This window comes from Chloroflexota bacterium (assembly GCA_023475225.1).
GTDB lineage: Bacteria > Chloroflexota > UBA6077 > FW602-bin22 > JAMCVK01 > JAMCVK01.
On record JAMCVK010000034.1, the window covers coordinates 24,097 to 41,373 of the forward strand.

12 protein-coding genes and 1 pseudogene are annotated in these 17,277 nt (G+C 51.8%); 7 read left to right on the forward strand and 6 right to left on the reverse strand.

The genetic code is table 11. The annotated features are described in order from the left end of the window. Nucleotides 1–3: 3 nt before the first annotated feature. The 3 genes and pseudogenes from M1136_07945 to tatA form a co-directional block, all read right to left on the reverse strand. Nucleotides 4–1,290 carry a molybdopterin molybdotransferase MoeA gene (locus tag M1136_07945; GenBank protein MCL5075566.1) on the reverse strand — a complete coding sequence of 429 codons (1,287 nt, stop codon included), beginning with the start codon at nucleotides 1,288–1,290 and terminating at the stop codon, nucleotides 4–6. Next, nucleotides 1,277–2,107 (reverse strand): formate dehydrogenase accessory sulfurtransferase FdhD, encoded by an 831-nt coding sequence (gene fdhD / locus M1136_07950; protein ID MCL5075567.1) that lies wholly within the window; start codon nucleotides 2,105–2,107, stop codon nucleotides 1,277–1,279. Before fdhD ends, M1136_07945 begins: the two co-directional genes overlap by 14 nt. A gap of 187 nt (nucleotides 2,108–2,294) precedes the next feature. Then, nucleotides 2,295–2,414 (reverse strand): annotated as a pseudogene (tatA, locus tag M1136_07955) (twin-arginine translocase TatA/TatE family subunit). A 244-nt stretch (nucleotides 2,415–2,658) separates the two neighbouring features. Between tatA and M1136_07960 the strand changes: the two are divergent. Beyond that, on the forward strand, nucleotides 2,659–3,498 hold the full coding sequence (locus M1136_07960; protein ID MCL5075568.1) for an SAM-dependent chlorinase/fluorinase: 840 nt from the start codon (nucleotides 2,659–2,661) through the stop codon (nucleotides 3,496–3,498). 61 nt (nucleotides 3,499–3,559) lie between these two features. Here the strand turns inward: M1136_07960 and M1136_07965 are convergent, their stop codons facing one another. Genes M1136_07965 through M1136_07975 form a run of 3 tightly spaced genes read right to left on the reverse strand, consistent with a single transcriptional unit; the run spans nucleotide 3,560 to nucleotide 7,463 of the window. Next, on the reverse strand, nucleotides 3,560–4,933 hold the full coding sequence (locus tag M1136_07965; protein MCL5075569.1) for a hypothetical protein: 1,374 nt from the start codon (nucleotides 4,931–4,933) through the stop codon (nucleotides 3,560–3,562). Between the two features lie 5 nt (nucleotides 4,934–4,938). Next, nucleotides 4,939–5,634 carry a hypothetical protein gene (locus M1136_07970; GenBank protein ID MCL5075570.1) on the reverse strand — a complete coding sequence of 232 codons (696 nt, stop codon included), beginning with the start codon at nucleotides 5,632–5,634 and terminating at the stop codon, nucleotides 4,939–4,941. Nucleotides 5,635–5,654: 20 nt separating this feature from the next. Next, nucleotides 5,655–7,463: a hypothetical protein gene (locus tag M1136_07975; GenBank protein ID MCL5075571.1), complete on the reverse strand. Its 1,809-nt coding sequence runs from the start codon at nucleotides 7,461–7,463 to the stop codon at nucleotides 5,655–5,657. Between the two features lie 344 nt (nucleotides 7,464–7,807). Here M1136_07975 and M1136_07980 point away from each other — a divergent pair, with 344 nt between their 5' ends. The 6 genes from M1136_07980 (at nucleotide 7,808) to M1136_08005 (ending at nucleotide 17,266) form a co-directional block, all read left to right on the forward strand. Beyond that, nucleotides 7,808–9,064 carry a hemolysin family protein gene (locus M1136_07980; protein ID MCL5075572.1) on the forward strand — a complete coding sequence of 419 codons (1,257 nt, stop codon included), beginning with the start codon at nucleotides 7,808–7,810 and terminating at the stop codon, nucleotides 9,062–9,064. Between the two features lie 30 nt (nucleotides 9,065–9,094). Further along, nucleotides 9,095–10,039, forward strand: a complete 945-nt coding sequence (locus M1136_07985; GenBank protein ID MCL5075573.1) for a ribose-phosphate pyrophosphokinase — start codon at nucleotides 9,095–9,097, stop codon at nucleotides 10,037–10,039. Nucleotides 10,040–10,051: 12 nt separating this feature from the next. Then, entirely contained in the window at nucleotides 10,052–12,751 is a 2,700-nt protein-coding gene (gene secA, locus M1136_07990) for a preprotein translocase subunit SecA (GenBank protein ID MCL5075574.1), read from the forward strand. Between the two features lie 55 nt (nucleotides 12,752–12,806). Continuing rightward, a complete protein-coding gene (locus M1136_07995) occupies nucleotides 12,807–13,760 on the forward strand; it encodes a MoxR family ATPase (GenBank protein ID MCL5075575.1) in 954 nt (317 codons plus the stop codon). 214 nt (nucleotides 13,761–13,974) lie between these two features. Further along, entirely contained in the window at nucleotides 13,975–15,024 is a 1,050-nt protein-coding gene (locus M1136_08000) for a DUF58 domain-containing protein (GenBank protein ID MCL5075576.1), read from the forward strand. After that, nucleotides 14,999–17,266 (forward strand): DUF3488 and transglutaminase-like domain-containing protein, encoded by a 2,268-nt coding sequence (locus M1136_08005; GenBank protein MCL5075577.1) that lies wholly within the window; start codon nucleotides 14,999–15,001, stop codon nucleotides 17,264–17,266. Before M1136_08000 ends, M1136_08005 begins: the two co-directional genes overlap by 26 nt. Nucleotides 17,267–17,277: the final 11 nt, after the last annotated feature.

A 17,277-nucleotide genomic window follows, 5' to 3' on the forward strand; every position in this document is an offset into this window, starting at 1 on the left:
CTCTTACTCCTCTGGCCAATCCAACATTTGGACGTGTACCCGGTCTCCACAGCGAACTCTGGAAATATCTTCTGGAATTATGACCAAGCCATTAGCCCGCAGCATCGAGGTCAAAACGCCAGAGCCCTGGGGGCCAGTAAGAGTGGCATAATATTGGCCATCGCGATTGGTCACCTTAGCCCGGAGAAACACCCGCCGACCATCAGGGTTCTCCGCAGACCCATCCAAGATAGCCTCGACCTCGGGCTTACGCAATCTGATAAGCCCTCGCATCTTTAGGATAGCCGGACGAGCAAATTGTTCGAAAGCAACCATAGCTGACACCGGATTACCCGGAAGACCGAGATGAGGGACTCCCTTGATGTGTCCAAAGGCCAAGGGCTTTCCCGGCTTCATGCGTACGCGCCAAAAGGAAAGATCTCCTTGGGTCGAGAGCACCTCCCTAACCAAGTCGCGGTCACCGACGGAGACGCCGGCGGTAGTGATGAGGAGATCAGCGGTCGTCGCCAGGTCGATCTTTCGCCTGATGTCCTCAGCGCAATCCCTCGCTGTGCCCAACAGGATAGGAATCCCCCCAGCACGTTGCACTTGAGCAGCAATAGCATAGCTATTGCTATTATAGATTTTACCGAGAGGAAGTGCCTTTCCCACCTCAGTCAGCTCGTCACCCGTAGCCAGAATGGCTACCTTAGGACGCCTGATAACAGTTACCTCTGCCCGTCCCAGCGAGGCCAGCACACCTATCTCCGCTGGTCCAAGGAGACAGCCTCTCTGCAGAACTATCTCACCTCGTCGAATATCCTCCGCTGCCGGACGAATGTTCGCCCCGATCTCAACTTCTTGCTCGATATTGACTAGCGTATCGCTTTCGACCATCTGAAGAGTGAAGCCTGACTTTTGGTCAGTGGACAGGCATGAGGGAATAGACAGGGGTTTGATCCCCCTGGTAAATTCTACTGGTATAACCGCATCGGCCCCTGGGGGTATCGGTGCCCCAGTCATTATCTTAACCGCTGTCCCTGGTTCAACCCTCAGCCTGGGCAGCTCACCAGCTGGCAAATGACCAATGACGCGGAGCACCTTGGGTGTCTGTGGCGTGGCTCCCACGGTGTCGGCCGCTCGCAGCGCGTAACCGTCCATGCCCGAATTGTCTAGAGGAGGAATATCGATATCGGACTGGGCATCCTCCGCTAATACTTGTTCGAGCGCCTCCAAGATTGGCTTGCTTTCAGGAGGCATGACCGGAATCTGCTCAAGAATATGATGGACGGCTTCATCAACACTGAGCATTTATGCTATCCCTCTTAAACCCAGAGCCCACCTTTGCCCCCTCCTCTATCCCCCTTATTCGCCAGGGGTGGGTGTAAACATTCATGGTCCGACCCCGGACATATCCAATCAGCGTAATCTGCGATCGCCCTGCGATATCTACAGCCAGGTCGGTAGGGGAGGTGCGTGAGGCCATTACGGCCACGCCCATCCTTATCCCTTTTAAGACCATCTCTGAAGAGACACGGCCAGTAGTTAAGATTACCCTACCGTTAGTTTGGGTCTGGGTCAAAAGGCATTCTCCGTAAATCTTATCCAGGGTGTTATGGCGACCAACATCCTCTGCTAAGATGAGTATCGTCTCACCATCGCTTAACGCTGAGGCATGTAATCCCCCACTCTGCTGGTAATTTAGAGACATCCTCCCTACATCCTTCATCAGCTTATAGACTTGTTCGGCCTCGACTCGGAGGGACGAATCAACTACCGGTAAGGTTAAGCCAGGCAAGGAGAAGGTCGTCCCTTCACCACAACCGGAGGTGCGGATCCATCTGCGCGGTATACGACTTGCATCCCAACCGCGTAATCTCACTTCTGCTAGACCGTCCTCGACGCAAATATGCATCATTTCGATGTCTTGGACATCATCGAGCAATCCTTCCAAAGAGAGGAATCCAACTACAAGGCAATTCAATTTAGGAGGGCTACAGAGGAGCGTAACTAGCTCTGTCCCATTAACAGAGATAGTCAATGGAATCTCACGTACTATGGGGTGAGCGGCCGCTTGTGTGAAGGGCCCACAGTAACGTATGTAGTGGAACAGCTTCGGTTCCAGCATAGAAGACCTATCCTCGGATGAGAACCATCCAGCTAGTAAAGCACTTAGCGGCTAACAGCTTATTCCAGTTGGATAGCACTGCTGATGCAACCAGCAGAGCCTTACACGTTGGACTCAGTTAGGAGCTCGCCTTCCCGGCTGTATCGTTCTTTTCCTCCTTCGATGTTCCCTCATCCCGCACAGACCCACGGAATTCTCGGATTCCCTTACCTAGAGCCGCCCCTATCTCCGGCAACCGACCAGCGCCGAAGATAACAAGGATGATAAAGAAGATGATCAGTAGCTCTGGTACACCAATACTAGGCATTCGATGGCCTCCTTTAAAAAATTATCGCTTTTACGGTCGACTTCTGGCATAGTGGGTGCCCTTGCCTGCACCCCGGCCTCAGGCAAAGTGTAACAAAAATAGTTGCTTGCTGCAAATCAAATGGCGATGCGTGGTGGACGAACTATTTAGGGATAAGGTAAAATGATACTCAATTGATGTCAAAAGAAATAACGCCGAATTCAAACGTGCCTTGAGGTGTAGCGCTACCCAGAAAGGTCAACCGATGCGCGCATTGTTTACACTCACTACCGATTTTGGGCTGGACGATGCCTATGTCGGAATAATGAAAGGGGTTATCCTCAGCCTTAATCCCGATGCTGTTATCGTTGATCTTTGTCATAGTGTCGCTCCCCAGGATATCAGCGCGGCGGCTTATATCATCAGCAGTGCCTACGCCTATTTTCCTCCAGGAACGATCCACGTCGTAGTCGTAGACCCAGGCGTCGGCAGCGCCAGACGGGGCATAATCGTTCAAATGGTTGGGGCCATCTTCGTTGCTCCGGACAATGGTGTTCTAAGTTACGTTTTTGATGAAGCATCTTTGACACAGGAGCAGACTTTACTCACACCCGGCGAAGCAGCGGTCTACCCTCCACCTACGATCACCGTTATCAGTAATCGTTCCTATTGGCTACCTTCAGTCAGCCAGACGTTCCACGGTCGAGACATCTTCGCTCCTGTCGCCGCCCATCTTTCGCTTGGTGTGCCAGCTGCAGCCTTTGGCGAGCCTGCCTCAGAGGTCGTACTCCTTCCCCGCTTCAGACCGGTACGATGTCCAGATGGCTCCCTGATAGGACACGTCATCCACATCGACCGTTTTGGTAACGCCATAACCGACGTGCGGTCGCAAGATATCGGCGCACTGGATGAACAAATAGAGATCGAGGTGAAGGGACAGCGCATCGCTGGGCTCTCTCCCTACTATGCCGCTGGCCGGGGGCTTCTTGCTCTAGTCGGTAGCTCCGATCGGGTAGAGATCGCCCTGGCCGATGGCAATGCTGCGGCTGCGCTCAATCTTAAACGCGGAGATGAGCTCATCGTCCGGTCTCGGACTGCGCGATAAAGGAGGGGGTATCAGCTGATGTTTTCGTCCTCGCCTCCTCGAAAGGTGAACAGCAACCAACCTATGGGCCTCCAACTATTGGCTGTAAGCCGGCTATGGCCTGGGTCAGCCAGGAGATCAGCGGCGCCGGGTATAGTCCTAATATTAGGTTGGTCAATCCCAGAATGAGGATCGGGAGGAACAACCAGCGATATCCTATCACGGTTATGCTGCTCACCCTTGAAGATATCTGATAGAAGTAACGGACGAAGGCGAGAAAAAGGACGACGCTGGCCAACAATAAACCAACGGTAAAATAACCGCTATAGGCCAACGCTGCCTCGTAGATCATCCATTTCCCCACAAATCCGCTAAATGGTGGCACACCAACCAGGCTCAAGGCACCAACACCAAGGCCAATATACATCAACACCATCCGCCCAGGGACATCGGTCAACGCCGCCCCGTCTTTCTTCGCTATCCGCCCCAAGACAGCGGCACATATAAAAAGTAGAGCCAAACTGAGAGGGTGGTTGATGGTGGTGAAGATGGCACCAATCAACCCAAGCTTAGAAAATGTCGCTAGTCCGACTAAAATACTACCAAGGTTGCTGATGCTCGCATAGGCGAGAAGTCGTCTCAGATCTGTCTGAGAGAGCGCCAACAAGGCCCCAACAAGGGCAGCTATCGTCCCTCCCGCGCTAAGAACGGTTAGATTGTGCGTATCAGATAACAACCAAGGAAAGTGCTGTTGGGTCCTAAGGAATAGCCCGATAACAACTATGCTGTTGACGCTGGTTAAAAAGCCCACAGTCAATGGTGATGTCTGCTTCGCCAGCGATGGTAACCAAAAGTGCAAAGGGAAGGCGGCAATGAGGATACCAGTAGCTAAGGTCAAGAAGGCGGTGATTAACCTAGCGACGCTCTCCTCCCGATTCGTTTGGTAAACGTCAGCCAAGACAAATACAAGGAATAGACACGCGCAGGCCAGAGTGATAGCTACCAGGTACCTGAGAGCCGCTTGAACCTGTTCGGGGCGTTCGGCGTGATAGGCGGCCAAAAGTGCACCTGTAGTAGCCGCTGCCTGGACGAAAAGCCAGTCCAGCAGTATGTTTCGCTGAACCAGTAAAGCAGCGGCCAAAAACCCTAACATAACCAGGGCGGCCGGCAAAGAGAATCTCTCCTCTTTTAGATGCCAGGCCGTATAAAAGAATAAGCCGGACACAAGTAAGGCTGTGAGCAACAGTAGCCTGGAAAGGGCATCTAACCCGAGCTCATAGCCGAGAATGTTAGACACGCCAGTTAGGCTGATCCCGAGGGTCAGGTAAGCTGCCACTACAGTAACAGCCACACTGAATGGCCCTTGGAGCCTTTTTAAGCGGCCGAACGGCTGCAATGTTCCTCCTGTGGCTAAAGGCAGAGCAATTATGAGGAGACTATGCGGCAATTCATTCAAAATTTTCAAACACCATCTGTAGCGACCTCTTCGCCTTCTAGATCTGATACCATCGCTATCCGGAAAACAGCAAGCGCCTCCCGAACAGACAAGTAGGCGAAGGCTAGGCTGAGATAAACCAGCAAAATAGTACTGAGCAATAGGTAACCTTGCTCCAGACGTATCGCTAAAACGCTGTAGAGCAGGTCAGCCCCTCCGATAATAACCATAGCCGCAAAGCCAGTCTTCAGTGATTCTCTGCTCAGCAGGATGGTCAACAATCCGCTCACCAGTAACCAATACCAGGAAAAATTCAGGGGAACAAGACTGGATCCAGGAGTGCCGAGGGGAACGGCCATAGCCAATCCGTAGGCGATCGTACCAGCCAAGGCAGCGGTCATCAGCACAAACGGATAATTCGCTATCACCTCCCTTCGCTCGATTACAAAATCATGGCTGCTAGCCTTCCCGGCCTTTCCTGATACTTGTTCTTCCAATCGTTGGTTAAGGTTTTGGACAATAAACCCGGTCAGTGCTAGAACGCCGGTCACAGTCGCTCCTGCGATGAGCTTCACCAACGCTAAGTGTGGCCCAGCTGTCTGCCAAAACAACAAGGCTATTCCGAGATAGATTAAGGCCAGGGACAGGCTTAGAATAAGCCATCCTCTAGCCACCATCAGGCAGGTAGCAGCAAAGATCAATAATACGACGATCAGCACCATCGCTAACCCCAGCGTGATATTTAGCTCATCATTATGAGAACAACGGCTGTAGAGGCGAAGAACATAACCATCAAATAATAACGCTCCTCAAGAACAGCCGTTAGGCGTCCAACGGAAAACCCCAGAAGAATAAGTGGAGCCTGCAACATCTGGTAAAATCGATCCACCTGAACGAACTCACCAAGGAGGACGATAGGATGGGGCAATGCGGCCTTCGTCGCCAGGGTTGAGTCAGGTGCTGCTGGTTCTATATCGCGCAGCACTGTTGCTTTAGCCTTTGGCAAAGGATAAGAACGAAAGGCCCACCAATACGAGGCGATCATCAGCATAAGGGATGTTGCACCTATCCATGGGGCTAGAGACATAGCACTAAAAGGGGGCATCGCTATCCTGTAGGTTCCCTCAAACAATGTAGCTACTGTAGGGCCCAGCAGGTAATGAGTGGTCGCCCGAGGGGCAAGCCCTAAAATTAGGGATGCCAGCAGAAGTGCGGTGCTTACGGCCGACACCACTTTTCTATCGCCCAATATTCTCTCTGCGGGCTTGCTATCGAGAGGCCAAAATGTCTCATCGACAAACTGCAGATAGCCGGCCAGCACAAGTGCCCCTGCACCGATCCAGATGGGCAGTAAAGGCCAATATCCAGCTTGCACGGCGGTGGTATACAGAAGCCATTTCCCAGCAAAGCTGGCGAATGGTGGCAAGCCCAGGAGAGAGACTATGCCCCCTCCCAGCAAAAAACGGGTCATTGGCCGCCTGACCACCCTAAGGCTAGTAACCCCACCGTTGTCCTCAGCGGAATAGCCATTGATCAAAAGGTAGAGTGCTGCCTTGGAGAGAGAGTAGCCAAAAAGGATCAGAAACCCGCTACTGAGCGCCGCTGGAGTGCCGATCCCCAAGGCCACCACAATGTATCCGACCTCGGTCATCGTCGAATAGAAAAAGGGATGATCTCTTTTCCTCGATGAGTAGATGGCCAGGGAGCCCAGGGCTATGCTGAGACTACCAATAACGATAAGAGCTGTTTTGACCTCCAGCGGGAGGGAGCCTCCACTAAAGGTGTAGAGACGAGCTATAGCATAAATCCCAGCGCTGGCCAGACAGACGTCATAAAGCCCGCCCACCTTAAGTGTTGACCATGGGAAATTGAGCCAGTTGTGAAATGGATACTGGGCTGCCTTGGCTATAGCGGCAACCGTAATCAACAACAGGAGGGGAGCTGTAGCAGATTGGGGAGAGATCGCCGAGTACAGAAATGTCCCCCCGTTAGCCCAAGCCAGCCAAAGGATTGCGGCCAAAAGCCCGTAACCAGTGATGTGCATCACCACTAAGGCTCTGGCTGTCCCTTGCCCGGCTCCGATGGTGCGCAGCAATAGGTATGTAATGATCGTCGTAGTCTCCCAACTGAGATAAATAATAAGCAGGTTATTGCTCATAACCAGGTTAAGAAAAGCGGCCAATAGGACTAGCACTAGTGCATAAAAGTGCCCTGCTTCGTTAAAGGGCAGGATGGAGCGTTCCAGGCTGGCTAATAGCAAAGATGAGCCAACCATCAGGATCAAGGCGGCGAAGATGAGGGAAAGGACATCAAGATGATAGGACAGATCCACCGGAAACGGTGTCAGCTGGGCCCAGGTGGCGAGCGTCGCCTCTATTGGTGTCTCGTACACAACAGGATATAGCCTCACCAGGGCAAGGAGAGCAAATACGCTGGCTAGGAAGGACAGGCATCTCAGGTCCTGGGGACGGGCGACCTTTTGCAACGAGAGCACCATGATGGACCCGATTAGGAGCGAAATTACAGGAACAAGGGGTGCTAAGCCGGTCAAACCCGTCCTCCACTACCCGGATTTAGCCAAAGTCATATTGTGCTTCCCCCATGGCCATTTTTGCGAGATGACCTACCAGCTGCTTGCCGAGTATAACACATCCTTGAAAATCTTTCCAATCCCGATCCCACCGACTATGATATAATATGACTAGGGCTGCCAGGGTGCCCCAGGAGGTTGTCATAATAAAGTGGAAGAGGCACCGTTATGGTTTGAACCAAATGGTCGCCGCTACATTAGGATGGACCATTGATAAACGCCCTCATTTCAAATCCTTCGACACTATAAGGGGTCAATGGCATGATAAATTGAATGACCCGGTTAGATAATCGTTTGGGCAGCGTATGGAAAGCGTTAACAGATTATATTTAATTCTGTTTCTAATTTCCCTTGGGGCATCGGCCTTCTTCTGTAGCGCTGAGACGGCTTTCATTGGCGTGCAGAAGCTTCGTCTCAAGCACCTCATACACACCAATCACCCTAAAGCTGGAATAGTGGCTAGGATTGTGGAGCAGCCGGAGAAGTTCCTGTCTACTGTCCTTCTGTGTATTAATTTCTTTGAGACAGCCGTCGCTACCCTAGGCACCGTAATCGCTATATCTCTGTGGGGTGAGAACTTAGGCGCAGCTATAGCCACTATTGTCGTCACAATACTAACCTTGGTTTTTGCCGAGCTCATTCCCAAAAGCTTAGCCGCCCGCTATGGGGAGAAAATAGCTTTGCTCTATGCCGTACCCATAGAATTTATCTCGACCATCCTTTATCCATTCGTCTACGTTCTGAACCGCATTGGTATAGGATTTACCAAACTGGCTGGGGAAAGTGCTGAACCAAGGCCAACGATTAGCCAGGAGGAGTTTCGCACAGCTATTACCATAGGGGAGGCTGAAGGCGTGTGGGAGGAGGATGAGGCTGAGATGCTGCACAAAGTGTTCAAATTCGGCGATCGGCTTGTCCGCGAGGTGATGGTCCCGCGGACGGAGATCAAGGGGATACCTGCAACGAGCAACCTGGCTGAGTTCCTCCAGCTGTTCGCCGAGTCGAGACATAGTCGATTCCCTATATTTGAGGAAAACCTCGATACGATTGTGGGTGTGCTAGCGATTAAGGATGTTCTTCTTAATTTGGCAACGAAGTGTAACCCAGTGGAAACCCCGGTTACAGCGTTGTCTCGCCCGGTCATGTTTGTCCCAGAGACGAAACAGGTAGGCGATCTCTTTTATGAGATGCAGAATCAGCAGTCTCAAATGGCTATCGTCATCGATGAGTATGGAGGAACTGCTGGATTGGTGACCATAGAGAATCTAGTTGAGGAGATAGTTGGCGAGCTACACGATGAATTGACTATAACACCGCCAGCGGTCCAAGTCATCGATGAACAGACATTATCTATAGAAGCGCAAATGACTATTGAGGAGGTCAATGAATTACTGAATATCACCATACCTAGCGGCGATTACGAGACCCTGGCTGGATTCCTCCTGAGTGAGCTCGGTCACATTCCTAAGATAGGTGAACACATCGACTTTAACGGCTTCACGATGAGGATAGCCGAAATGGATGGGGTGCGGATTAAGCGGGTTGAGGTCAGATGTCCCTGATGCGCCATATACTGAGATGGGAGGCAAAGCGTGTTTGGAAAGCTAAGTATCTTTAGCGGTAATGCTAACCCTGATTTGGCCAAGGCAATTTGTCAACATATTGGGGTACCGTTGGGTAATGCCGATGTCTTCGAGTTCTCCAATGAGAATATCTTCGTGAAGATCAACGATGTCGTGCGAGAACAAGACGTCTTTGTCATCCAACCAACCTGCTCACCAGTGAACCAGAGCATAATGGAATTATTAATTATGATCGATGCCTTAAAGCGAGCCTCTGCGGCTCGCATTACGGCCGTCGTTCCGTATTACGGTTATAGTCGAACGGATAAAAAAGACCAACCGCGTGTGCCGATCACAGCGCGCCTAATCGCTGACCTGATCACGGTGGCTGGAGCTAATCGATTGCTGACAATGGACCTACACGCTGGACAGATTCAAGGCTTCTTTAGTATTCCCGTAGATGAGCTTACAGCCTTTTTCACCTTCGTTCGATATTTTATGGAAAAGCCACTAGAAGATGTCATCATTGTCTCACCTGATCTCGGCAGTGCCAAAAGAGGACGTAATTTCGCCGAGAGGCTCAACGCTCCCTTAGCCGTCATTGAGAAACGGCGCCTAGGAAACCAGTCAAGGAGTGAGATACTGAATATTATTGGTGATGTGGCCCATAAACGAGCGGTTATTATCGATGATGAAGTAGATACGGCCGGCTCATTGATGGACGCCGAAAAGGTCCTCCTAGAAGCCGGGGCCTTGGAGATATACGCCTGCTGCACGCACGCGGTGCTCTCTGGCCCAGCTATCGAGAACCTCCGTTCCAGTACTATTAAGGAGCTAGTTACGACGGATACTATTCCTCTTCAGCCACATAAGTGCTTAGACAAGATTCGCGTTTTATCTGTAGCCCCCTTGTTTGCCGAGACTATCCAGCGCATTCACGGCGGAGGCTCGGTGGGAGAGCTATTTCATCTGTAGAAGGTTGGGACTATGTTCAAATGGCTGACTAAATTGGCTGGAGATGCCAGCGAAAGGGAACTCCATAAGCTCGAACCTGTCGTCCAGCAGATTAATGCTTTAGAAAGCGAGTTCAAGCGTCTCTCCGATGAGGAGTTACGGGATAAGACGACCACCCTGCGGGGACGCTACTTGGCCGGGGAATCATTAGATAGCCTGCTGCCTGAAGCCTTCGCTGCGGTGCGCGAGGCTTCCCGTCGCACTACCAGAATGCGGCACTTCGATGTACAGCTTATCGGTGGGATTGTTCTTCATCAAGGCAAAATCGCTGAAATGAAAACTGGCGAAGGCAAGACACTCGTAGCCACCTTGCCCCTCTATTTGAATGCCCTGCCTGGCGAGGGGGCTCATTTGGTGACTGTTAACGACTACTTAGCCAAACGGGATACGCAATGGATGGGGCCCATCTACCATCTGCTCGGGTTAAGTGTCGGTGTGATTCAGCACGAAAGTGCTTTCCTTTATGACCCCACTTATATAGCCAGCGATCCCCGTCTCCATCACCTGCGGCCGGTTGAGAGGCGTGAGGCTTACCTGGCTGATATCACCTATGGTACCAATAATGAGTTCGGCTTCGATTACCTGCGTGACAATATGGTCCTCGATCTCAGCCAATGTGTTCAGCGCCAGCTGAATTATGCAATAGTCGATGAGGTTGACAATATACTTATCGATGAGGCCCGCACACCCTTAATCATTTCCGGTCAGGCTGAGGAATCAACCGATAAGTATTACCTTTTTGCCCGCCTCGTGCCTCGCTTACAACGGGAGATAGACCTCACCATCGATGAGAAGATCAAGGTTGTAATGCTTACAGAGGAGGGAATCGCCAAGGTAGAACGATGGCTCGGCCTCAAGAACCTTTACGACCCTCAAAATTATGAGCTCACACACTATCTGGAACAAGCCCTTAAAGCTCAGTTCATCTTTAAGCGTGATCGCGACTATGTGCTAGTGAAAGATGGACGTGTCATTGATCACCATGACCGTGACGCAGAGGTAGTAATTGTAGATGAGTTCACCGGACGATTGATGTTTGGTCGCCGCTTCAGCGAGGGGCTGCATCAGGCTATCGAAGCGAAGGAGAACGTGCGTATCCAACGTGAAAGTCAAACGTTCGCTACGATCACTTTCCAGAATTATTTCCGAGTGTACGAGAAGCTGGCCGGTATGACCGGCACCGCAGCCACCGAGCAGGAGGAATTTCATAAGATATATGGACTGGAGGTGATTGTTGTTCCTACAAATAAGCCCATGATTCGGGTGGATAATCCGGATCAAGTATATAAAAGTGAGGAGGCGAAATTCCATGCTGTCGTAAATGAGATCGAAGAACTTTACAATCTCAGCCGCCCTGTTCTCGTCGGTACTGTTTCCATAGAGAAATCAGAGTACCTGAGTCAATTACTCAGCCACAAAGGCATCCCTCATCAAGTGTTAAATGCCAAGCATCATGAGAAAGAAGCTGCCATCATCGCCCAAGCTGGCCACTCTAAAACAGTGACCATCGCCACCAACATGGCCGGGCGAGGCGTAGATATCCTTTTGGGCGGTAATCCGGCTGGCATCGCGGCTGATATCCTGCGACGACAGGGACGCGATATTCATACCGCCTCTCCTGAAGAGATGGCCGCGGCGCAGGAGGAGGCAGAGCGAATCTGCGCCCTTGATCGAGAAAAAGTGCTTCAGCTTAGCGGGCTACATATCATTGGAACTGAGCGGCACGAAGCACGGCGTATCGATAATCAGCTTCGTGGCCGTTCTGGACGACAAGGCGACCCTGGTTCCTCACGGTTCTATGTGTCGTTGGAGGACGAGCTGATGCGACGCTTTGGAGGAAGTAACATTGCTGGACTCATGGATCGTTTTGGCTTGCAGGATGACGTGCCAATCGAACATCATTTGGTCTCGAAAGCAATCGAAAACGCGCAGACCAAGGTGGAGGGGTACAACTTTGATATTCGAAAACACGTGGTTGAATACGACGACGTAATGAACAAACAGCGTGAGGTCATCTACGGTGACCGGCGCAAGATCCTCAGTCAGTCTGACTCCAAGCCGCTCGTACAACGGATGATCGCCGCCGAGATTGAGCAACTGGCGGACACTTATGTTAGAAATACCCATCCTGATGAACAGGATGTCCAAGCCCTTGTAACTGCTGTGGGAAGTATCTTCCCCTTGCCAGCTTCCTTTGACCCTACCCACCTAGAATCGCTCAGCCCGGATAGGGTAGAGCAGATTTTACAAGAAATGGCTATTCAAGCCTATGATAAGAAAGAACAACAAATTGGCAGTGAGACGGCGCGTCAACTGGAACGTCTCGTCGTGTTGCACGTCATTGATCACCTCTGGGTACAGCATCTCACAGCTATCGAAGACTTGCGAGAGGGCATAGGTCTGCGTGCTTATGGACAACGAGACCCTCTCGTTGAATATAAGGCTGAAGCTCACCGGATGTTCCAGGATCTGCTGGCCAATATCCAACGGGATATAGTTCATACCATTTATCACGTTACCTTGCAAAAAGAAGCCCCACGGCCATCGATGCGAAGCAATCGAGAGGAAATAAGTAGTCAACGTGAGCCGGTCAGGGCCGGGCATAAGATTGGACGCAACGATCCCTGTCCATGCGGCAGTGGCAAGAAATACAAGAAATGCCACGGACGTTAGCTTTCCTGCAGGGCATATGATAGTGAATACGATCTTTTTTGAGGAGTTACCGCCGATGCAAGAGGTACAAAACGTCGCTGAGAAAGTGATTAGTAATGTCGAAAAGGTGATCGTAGGGAAGCACCAGGAGATAGAACTGACGCTCATTGCTTTGATCTGCCAGGGACATGTATTGATCGAAGATGTTCCAGGCGTGGGTAAGACTGTCTTGGCCAAGGCTATCGCTAAGTCCATCGGTTGTACCTTCCGACGGATCCAATTTACGCCAGACCTGCTCCCCAGCGATGTCACCGGCGTATCGGTCTTCAACCAAAAGACCTCTGATTTTGAATTCCGACCCGGCCCAGTGATAGCCCAAATTGTGTTGGCTGACGAAATCAATCGGGCCACACCTAAGACACAATCCGCCCTTCTCGAATGCATGGAGGAACATCAAATAACGGCAGATGGAGTCACCCGGGCTATGCCCTTACCTTTTCTCGTCCTGGCAACGCAGAACCCGATCGAGTATGAAGGCACATTTCCTCTACCGGAGGCGCAGCTCGATCGCTTCTTGATGCGTATCACCTTGGGATATCCTTCTAAACAAGATGAGATCGCCATTTTAGATCGACAGAAGGTTATCCATCCCTTGGAAAAGATAGGGCAGGTTATCGAGATCTCTGATCTGCTGAGTATTCAAGAAGTCATTCGTCGCACCATCTATGTTGATCCCCTGGTTCGCGAATATATCGTTTCCATCGTTTCGGCGACCAGGCACCATCCAGAGGTATACCTTGGAGCCAGTCCCCGCGGTTCGTTAGCCCTGTTCCGCACTGGGCAGGCGCTGGCCACCATACGCGGGCGTGACTACGTTATTCCGGATGATATCAAGATGTTAGCTGAGCCGACCCTGGCGCATCGCTTGATCGTCAGCCCCTCAGCCAGGATAAAGAGTGTAGATTCAAAGTCCATCATCCATGAGATTCTGGATATGATTCCTGTGCCTGGGGCCCGCATCCGTTCCTGAATAGCGAGGTGCTAAACTGAACGCGTTTAAGGCCTTTACGGCTGCGATCGTCGTCTTAGTCATCGGGATCGGGAGCAACTTTGAGCTCCTCTATCATCTTGGTTACGCTGTCTTAGCTATCCTCGCCCTTACCTTTGCCTGGAGCTGGTTCAATACCTTATGGCTAGGGATCGAGCGATGGACGCCAACAACGCGGGCCCAGGTGGGTCAGGAGATGGAAGAGCGCTTTAGCCTTGAAAATATGGCCATCCTTCCCAAACTCTGGGTAGAGATAAAAGACCACTCCACCCTGCCTCAACATCAGGTGAGTCGGGTATTCAACTTACCGCCCAAGACAAGGAAGGCATGGACGGTGCGAACCACTTGTACGCAGCGTGGAAAATACACGCTCGGCCCCTTGAGCATTGTTGGCGGCGACCCCTTCGGACTCTTCAAGAAAGTCCGTCTCATCAACGAACAACGGATGTTCATTGTCTATCCGGGCATAGTCGATTTGCCTCACTTCAGCATCCCCGGTGGGGAGTTGATGGGAGGAATAACCGTACGTGAGCACAGCTACGAAGTGACCCCCAACGCCTCAAGCATTCGTGAATATAGACCAGAGGATAGCTTCAATCGCATTCACTGGCCTTCAACGGCCCGAATGGGCCGTCTGATGACGAAGGAATTTGACTTCGACCCTTACTCCGATATCTGGATAATCCTAGACATGCAAGCTAGGGTACAGGTGGGAAGTGGTATGGAGAGCACAGAAGAGGTAGGGGTCACAGCAGCGGCCTCAATCGCAAACCACTTTCTATTATCCCATCGCTCGGTTGGTTTCGTCTCCTACGCTGATCAGCATCGAATCATTCCTGCTGATCGTGGCTCTCGTCAACTGTTGAAAATACTGGAAGAACTGGCCGTCATTAAGGGTATCGGTTGGATTCCCATCTCTCAGGTCATCGCCACTGAGTCTAAGCGGTTTGGACGACGGTCAACATTGATCACTATTACACCCTCTTTAAACGAGGCTTGGCCAAACACCCTCAGAGAGGTAGCCAGACAGGGCGTCAAGGCCGTGGCTATCCTGCTGGAACCAAGCACTTTTGGGAGCAAGGAAAGCGCTCTTCTTACCATTGGTGCCCTGGCCGCAGCCGAGATTCCCACCTTCCTGATCAAGAAAGGTGACGCTTTAGACAAGGCTCTCACTGGATATAGTCGTACCCTCGTCCGTTTCTATGGAAGGGAAGGGGGCTATGGGCATAATACCGCTCCGGCATAGATTCGCTTTGGTCGTCTCCCACCTGAGCCCCCAGGAGGGTTGGTTCACCTTCATTATCCTATGCCTGGTCGTTCTCAGCGCCATCTGGTCGGTTCAAGCTGCCAGTTGGGTCGATCACCTGGATAAACTGACCTGGATTGGACTACTAGCCCTATTTTGTGGTCTGGTATTTGCCAAGACACGCCTTCCCTCATGGTCGCTTCACGCCTGGGCCTTCGTCTTCGGTCCAGCGGCTATCGTCTACACTATTCTTACAACTCTACCTCAAGGAGTGACTTCGAAGGGACTAGCTGAGCTGTGGAACAGGCTAAGCACGTGGGCGGAGACTACTCGGGCTGGCGGTATCGGTACTGACAACCTGCTCTTCCTCCTCCTGCTGGCCAGCATCGTCTGGATCATCGGCTACCTGAGTGCTTGGTCTGTTTTTCGATCTCACGGCCCCTGGTTGGCGATGGTAGCCAGCGGGAGCGGCCTGGTGGTCAACCTCTCCTATGCGCCCGATCTGACTAGATACTTTTTCCTCTATCTTTTCAGCGCCATCCTACTGTTGGTACGCCTTAATACTTTTCACCAAGAGCAGGTCTGGAAGTCCAGCGGCGTCAAATATCATCCCGGCTTGTGTTGGCATTTGTTTAGAACAAGCCTGGTCGTATCCTGCATACTGGTCCCCATCGCCTGGTTGTTACCCACGGCTATCACTAGCCAACAGATCGCCGAGAGATGGACAGAGATAAGCCGTCCTTGGATTGATGCCCAGGCCGAATTTAACCGCCTTTTTGGGGGACTAAAATCCAGACAGCAACAGATGATTAGCGGATTTGGGCGAACACTGCCTTTGAAGAGTTTTGTTAGTTTAGGCAACGAGGTAATAATGAACGTTTCCTCGCCTGAGCCACATTTCTGGCGCGGCATGACCTATGAGGTATATACAGGGCAGGGCTGGTTGGCCGCTGATACTACGTCCTCTTTCCTGACCTCTGGTGATCAGCGCCTAGCTGCAGGAATGACCTATGAGCTGCGCCGGGAGATCACCCAGACGGCGAAGGTCCTCGAACCCCGCGCTGACCTGATCTTCGCCGCCGGTCAGGTGAAGCGTATCAGCATTCCTGTTCTGGCTGAAGTGAGCCGGACGCAAGGGGAATCAGCAGAGAAACCCGTTGAGTCTCTTGCTCTCCATTCAGCACTAGTACTTAGTCGGGGCCAGGAGTATACCGTCGTTTCCTCCGTGTCCATGGCTGATGTGAATTCACTGCGTCAAGCAGGAGATGATTATCCGGAATGGTCAAGGCGCTACTTACAGTTACCATCTGCCTTGCCTAATCGAGTCAAGAGACTGAGCCAGGATCTGACCAGAAATTACGGCAATGCCTATGATAAGGCAGCAGCGATCGAGCAATACCTGCGTAAGTTCACTTATAGCGAGAGTGTGCCACTGCCTCCTCCCCGCAGGGACAGCGTAGACTTCTTTCTTTTCGATTCAGAGAGGGGTTACTGCGACTACTTTGCTTCCGCCATGGCCGTTATGCTCCGCTCCATAGGCATCCCGGCCAGGGTCGTCTCTGGCTATATCTCAGGCAATTACGACGCCGAGCGTGGCGTTTATGTGGTGACTGATTCGGCTGCTCACTCCCGCGTGGAGGTTTTCTTTCCCAAGTATGGTTGGATAGAATTTGAGCCGACGCCCTATCGGCCGGCCATCGCTCGGTCTGAAGAGCCCCTTGAATCTATGGGGGCCATAGACGAAGGAATGTTTGAGGAAGAGTTCCTTCTCGACGAGTTTGGTGGAGTGGGCACTTTTGGGGGTAAAAGCCTCTCTGATACCAGCGACCTGAGTAAGAGGTTACTGAAGGTTAGCACCATCCTTACAGTGTTTTCCTCTGCTATCGGCGTGGCCATCCTTGTCTTATTCTACCTCTGGCGGCGTAACCTTAATCACCTCTCAACCGTGGAGGCTGCTTACGCCAGGGTCTGCCAATTGTCTGACTGGCTGCGGGTCAAATCGCCTCCATCGTATACTCCCCTCGAGTATACACAATACCTCGCTAGTTTTGCTCCTGCCGTGGGCAAGCAGCTCAGATTCATTGCCGAGACTTATGTGCGACTACGCTTTGGACGACACCAGCCAAGTCCAGCCGATGAAGGGCGGCTGTCCTCCGCCTGGCATGAGATAAGAGAGAAGATGATTCTGGCTCGTATCCGTGCTCTATGGCCCTACCATAAGCGATCACCCTCTGGCCGGTAAGTGCGCTGGCA

What these genes read in the sequence shown, in the direction of transcription:
- M1136_07945 (MCL5075566.1), bottom strand. Translation starts at nt 1,290, where the DNA reads ATGCTCAGTGTTGATGAAGCCGTCCATCATATTCTTGAGCAGATTCCG.
- fdhD (MCL5075567.1), bottom strand. Translation starts at nt 2,107, where the DNA reads ATGCTGGAACCGAAGCTGTTCCACTACATACGTTACTGTGGGCCCTTC.
- M1136_07960 (MCL5075568.1), top strand. Translation starts at nt 2,659, where the DNA reads ATGCGCGCATTGTTTACACTCACTACCGATTTTGGGCTGGACGATGCC.
- M1136_07970 (MCL5075570.1), bottom strand. Translation starts at nt 5,634, where the DNA reads ATGGTGCTGATCGTCGTATTATTGATCTTTGCTGCTACCTGCCTGATG.
- M1136_07980 (MCL5075572.1), top strand. Translation starts at nt 7,808, where the DNA reads ATGGAAAGCGTTAACAGATTATATTTAATTCTGTTTCTAATTTCCCTT.
- secA (MCL5075574.1), top strand. Translation starts at nt 10,052, where the DNA reads ATGTTCAAATGGCTGACTAAATTGGCTGGAGATGCCAGCGAAAGGGAA.
- M1136_07995 (MCL5075575.1), top strand. Translation starts at nt 12,807, where the DNA reads ATGCAAGAGGTACAAAACGTCGCTGAGAAAGTGATTAGTAATGTCGAA.
- M1136_08000 (MCL5075576.1), top strand. Translation starts at nt 13,975, where the DNA reads ATGGAAGAGCGCTTTAGCCTTGAAAATATGGCCATCCTTCCCAAACTC.
- M1136_08005 (MCL5075577.1), top strand. Translation starts at nt 14,999, where the DNA reads ATGGGCATAATACCGCTCCGGCATAGATTCGCTTTGGTCGTCTCCCAC.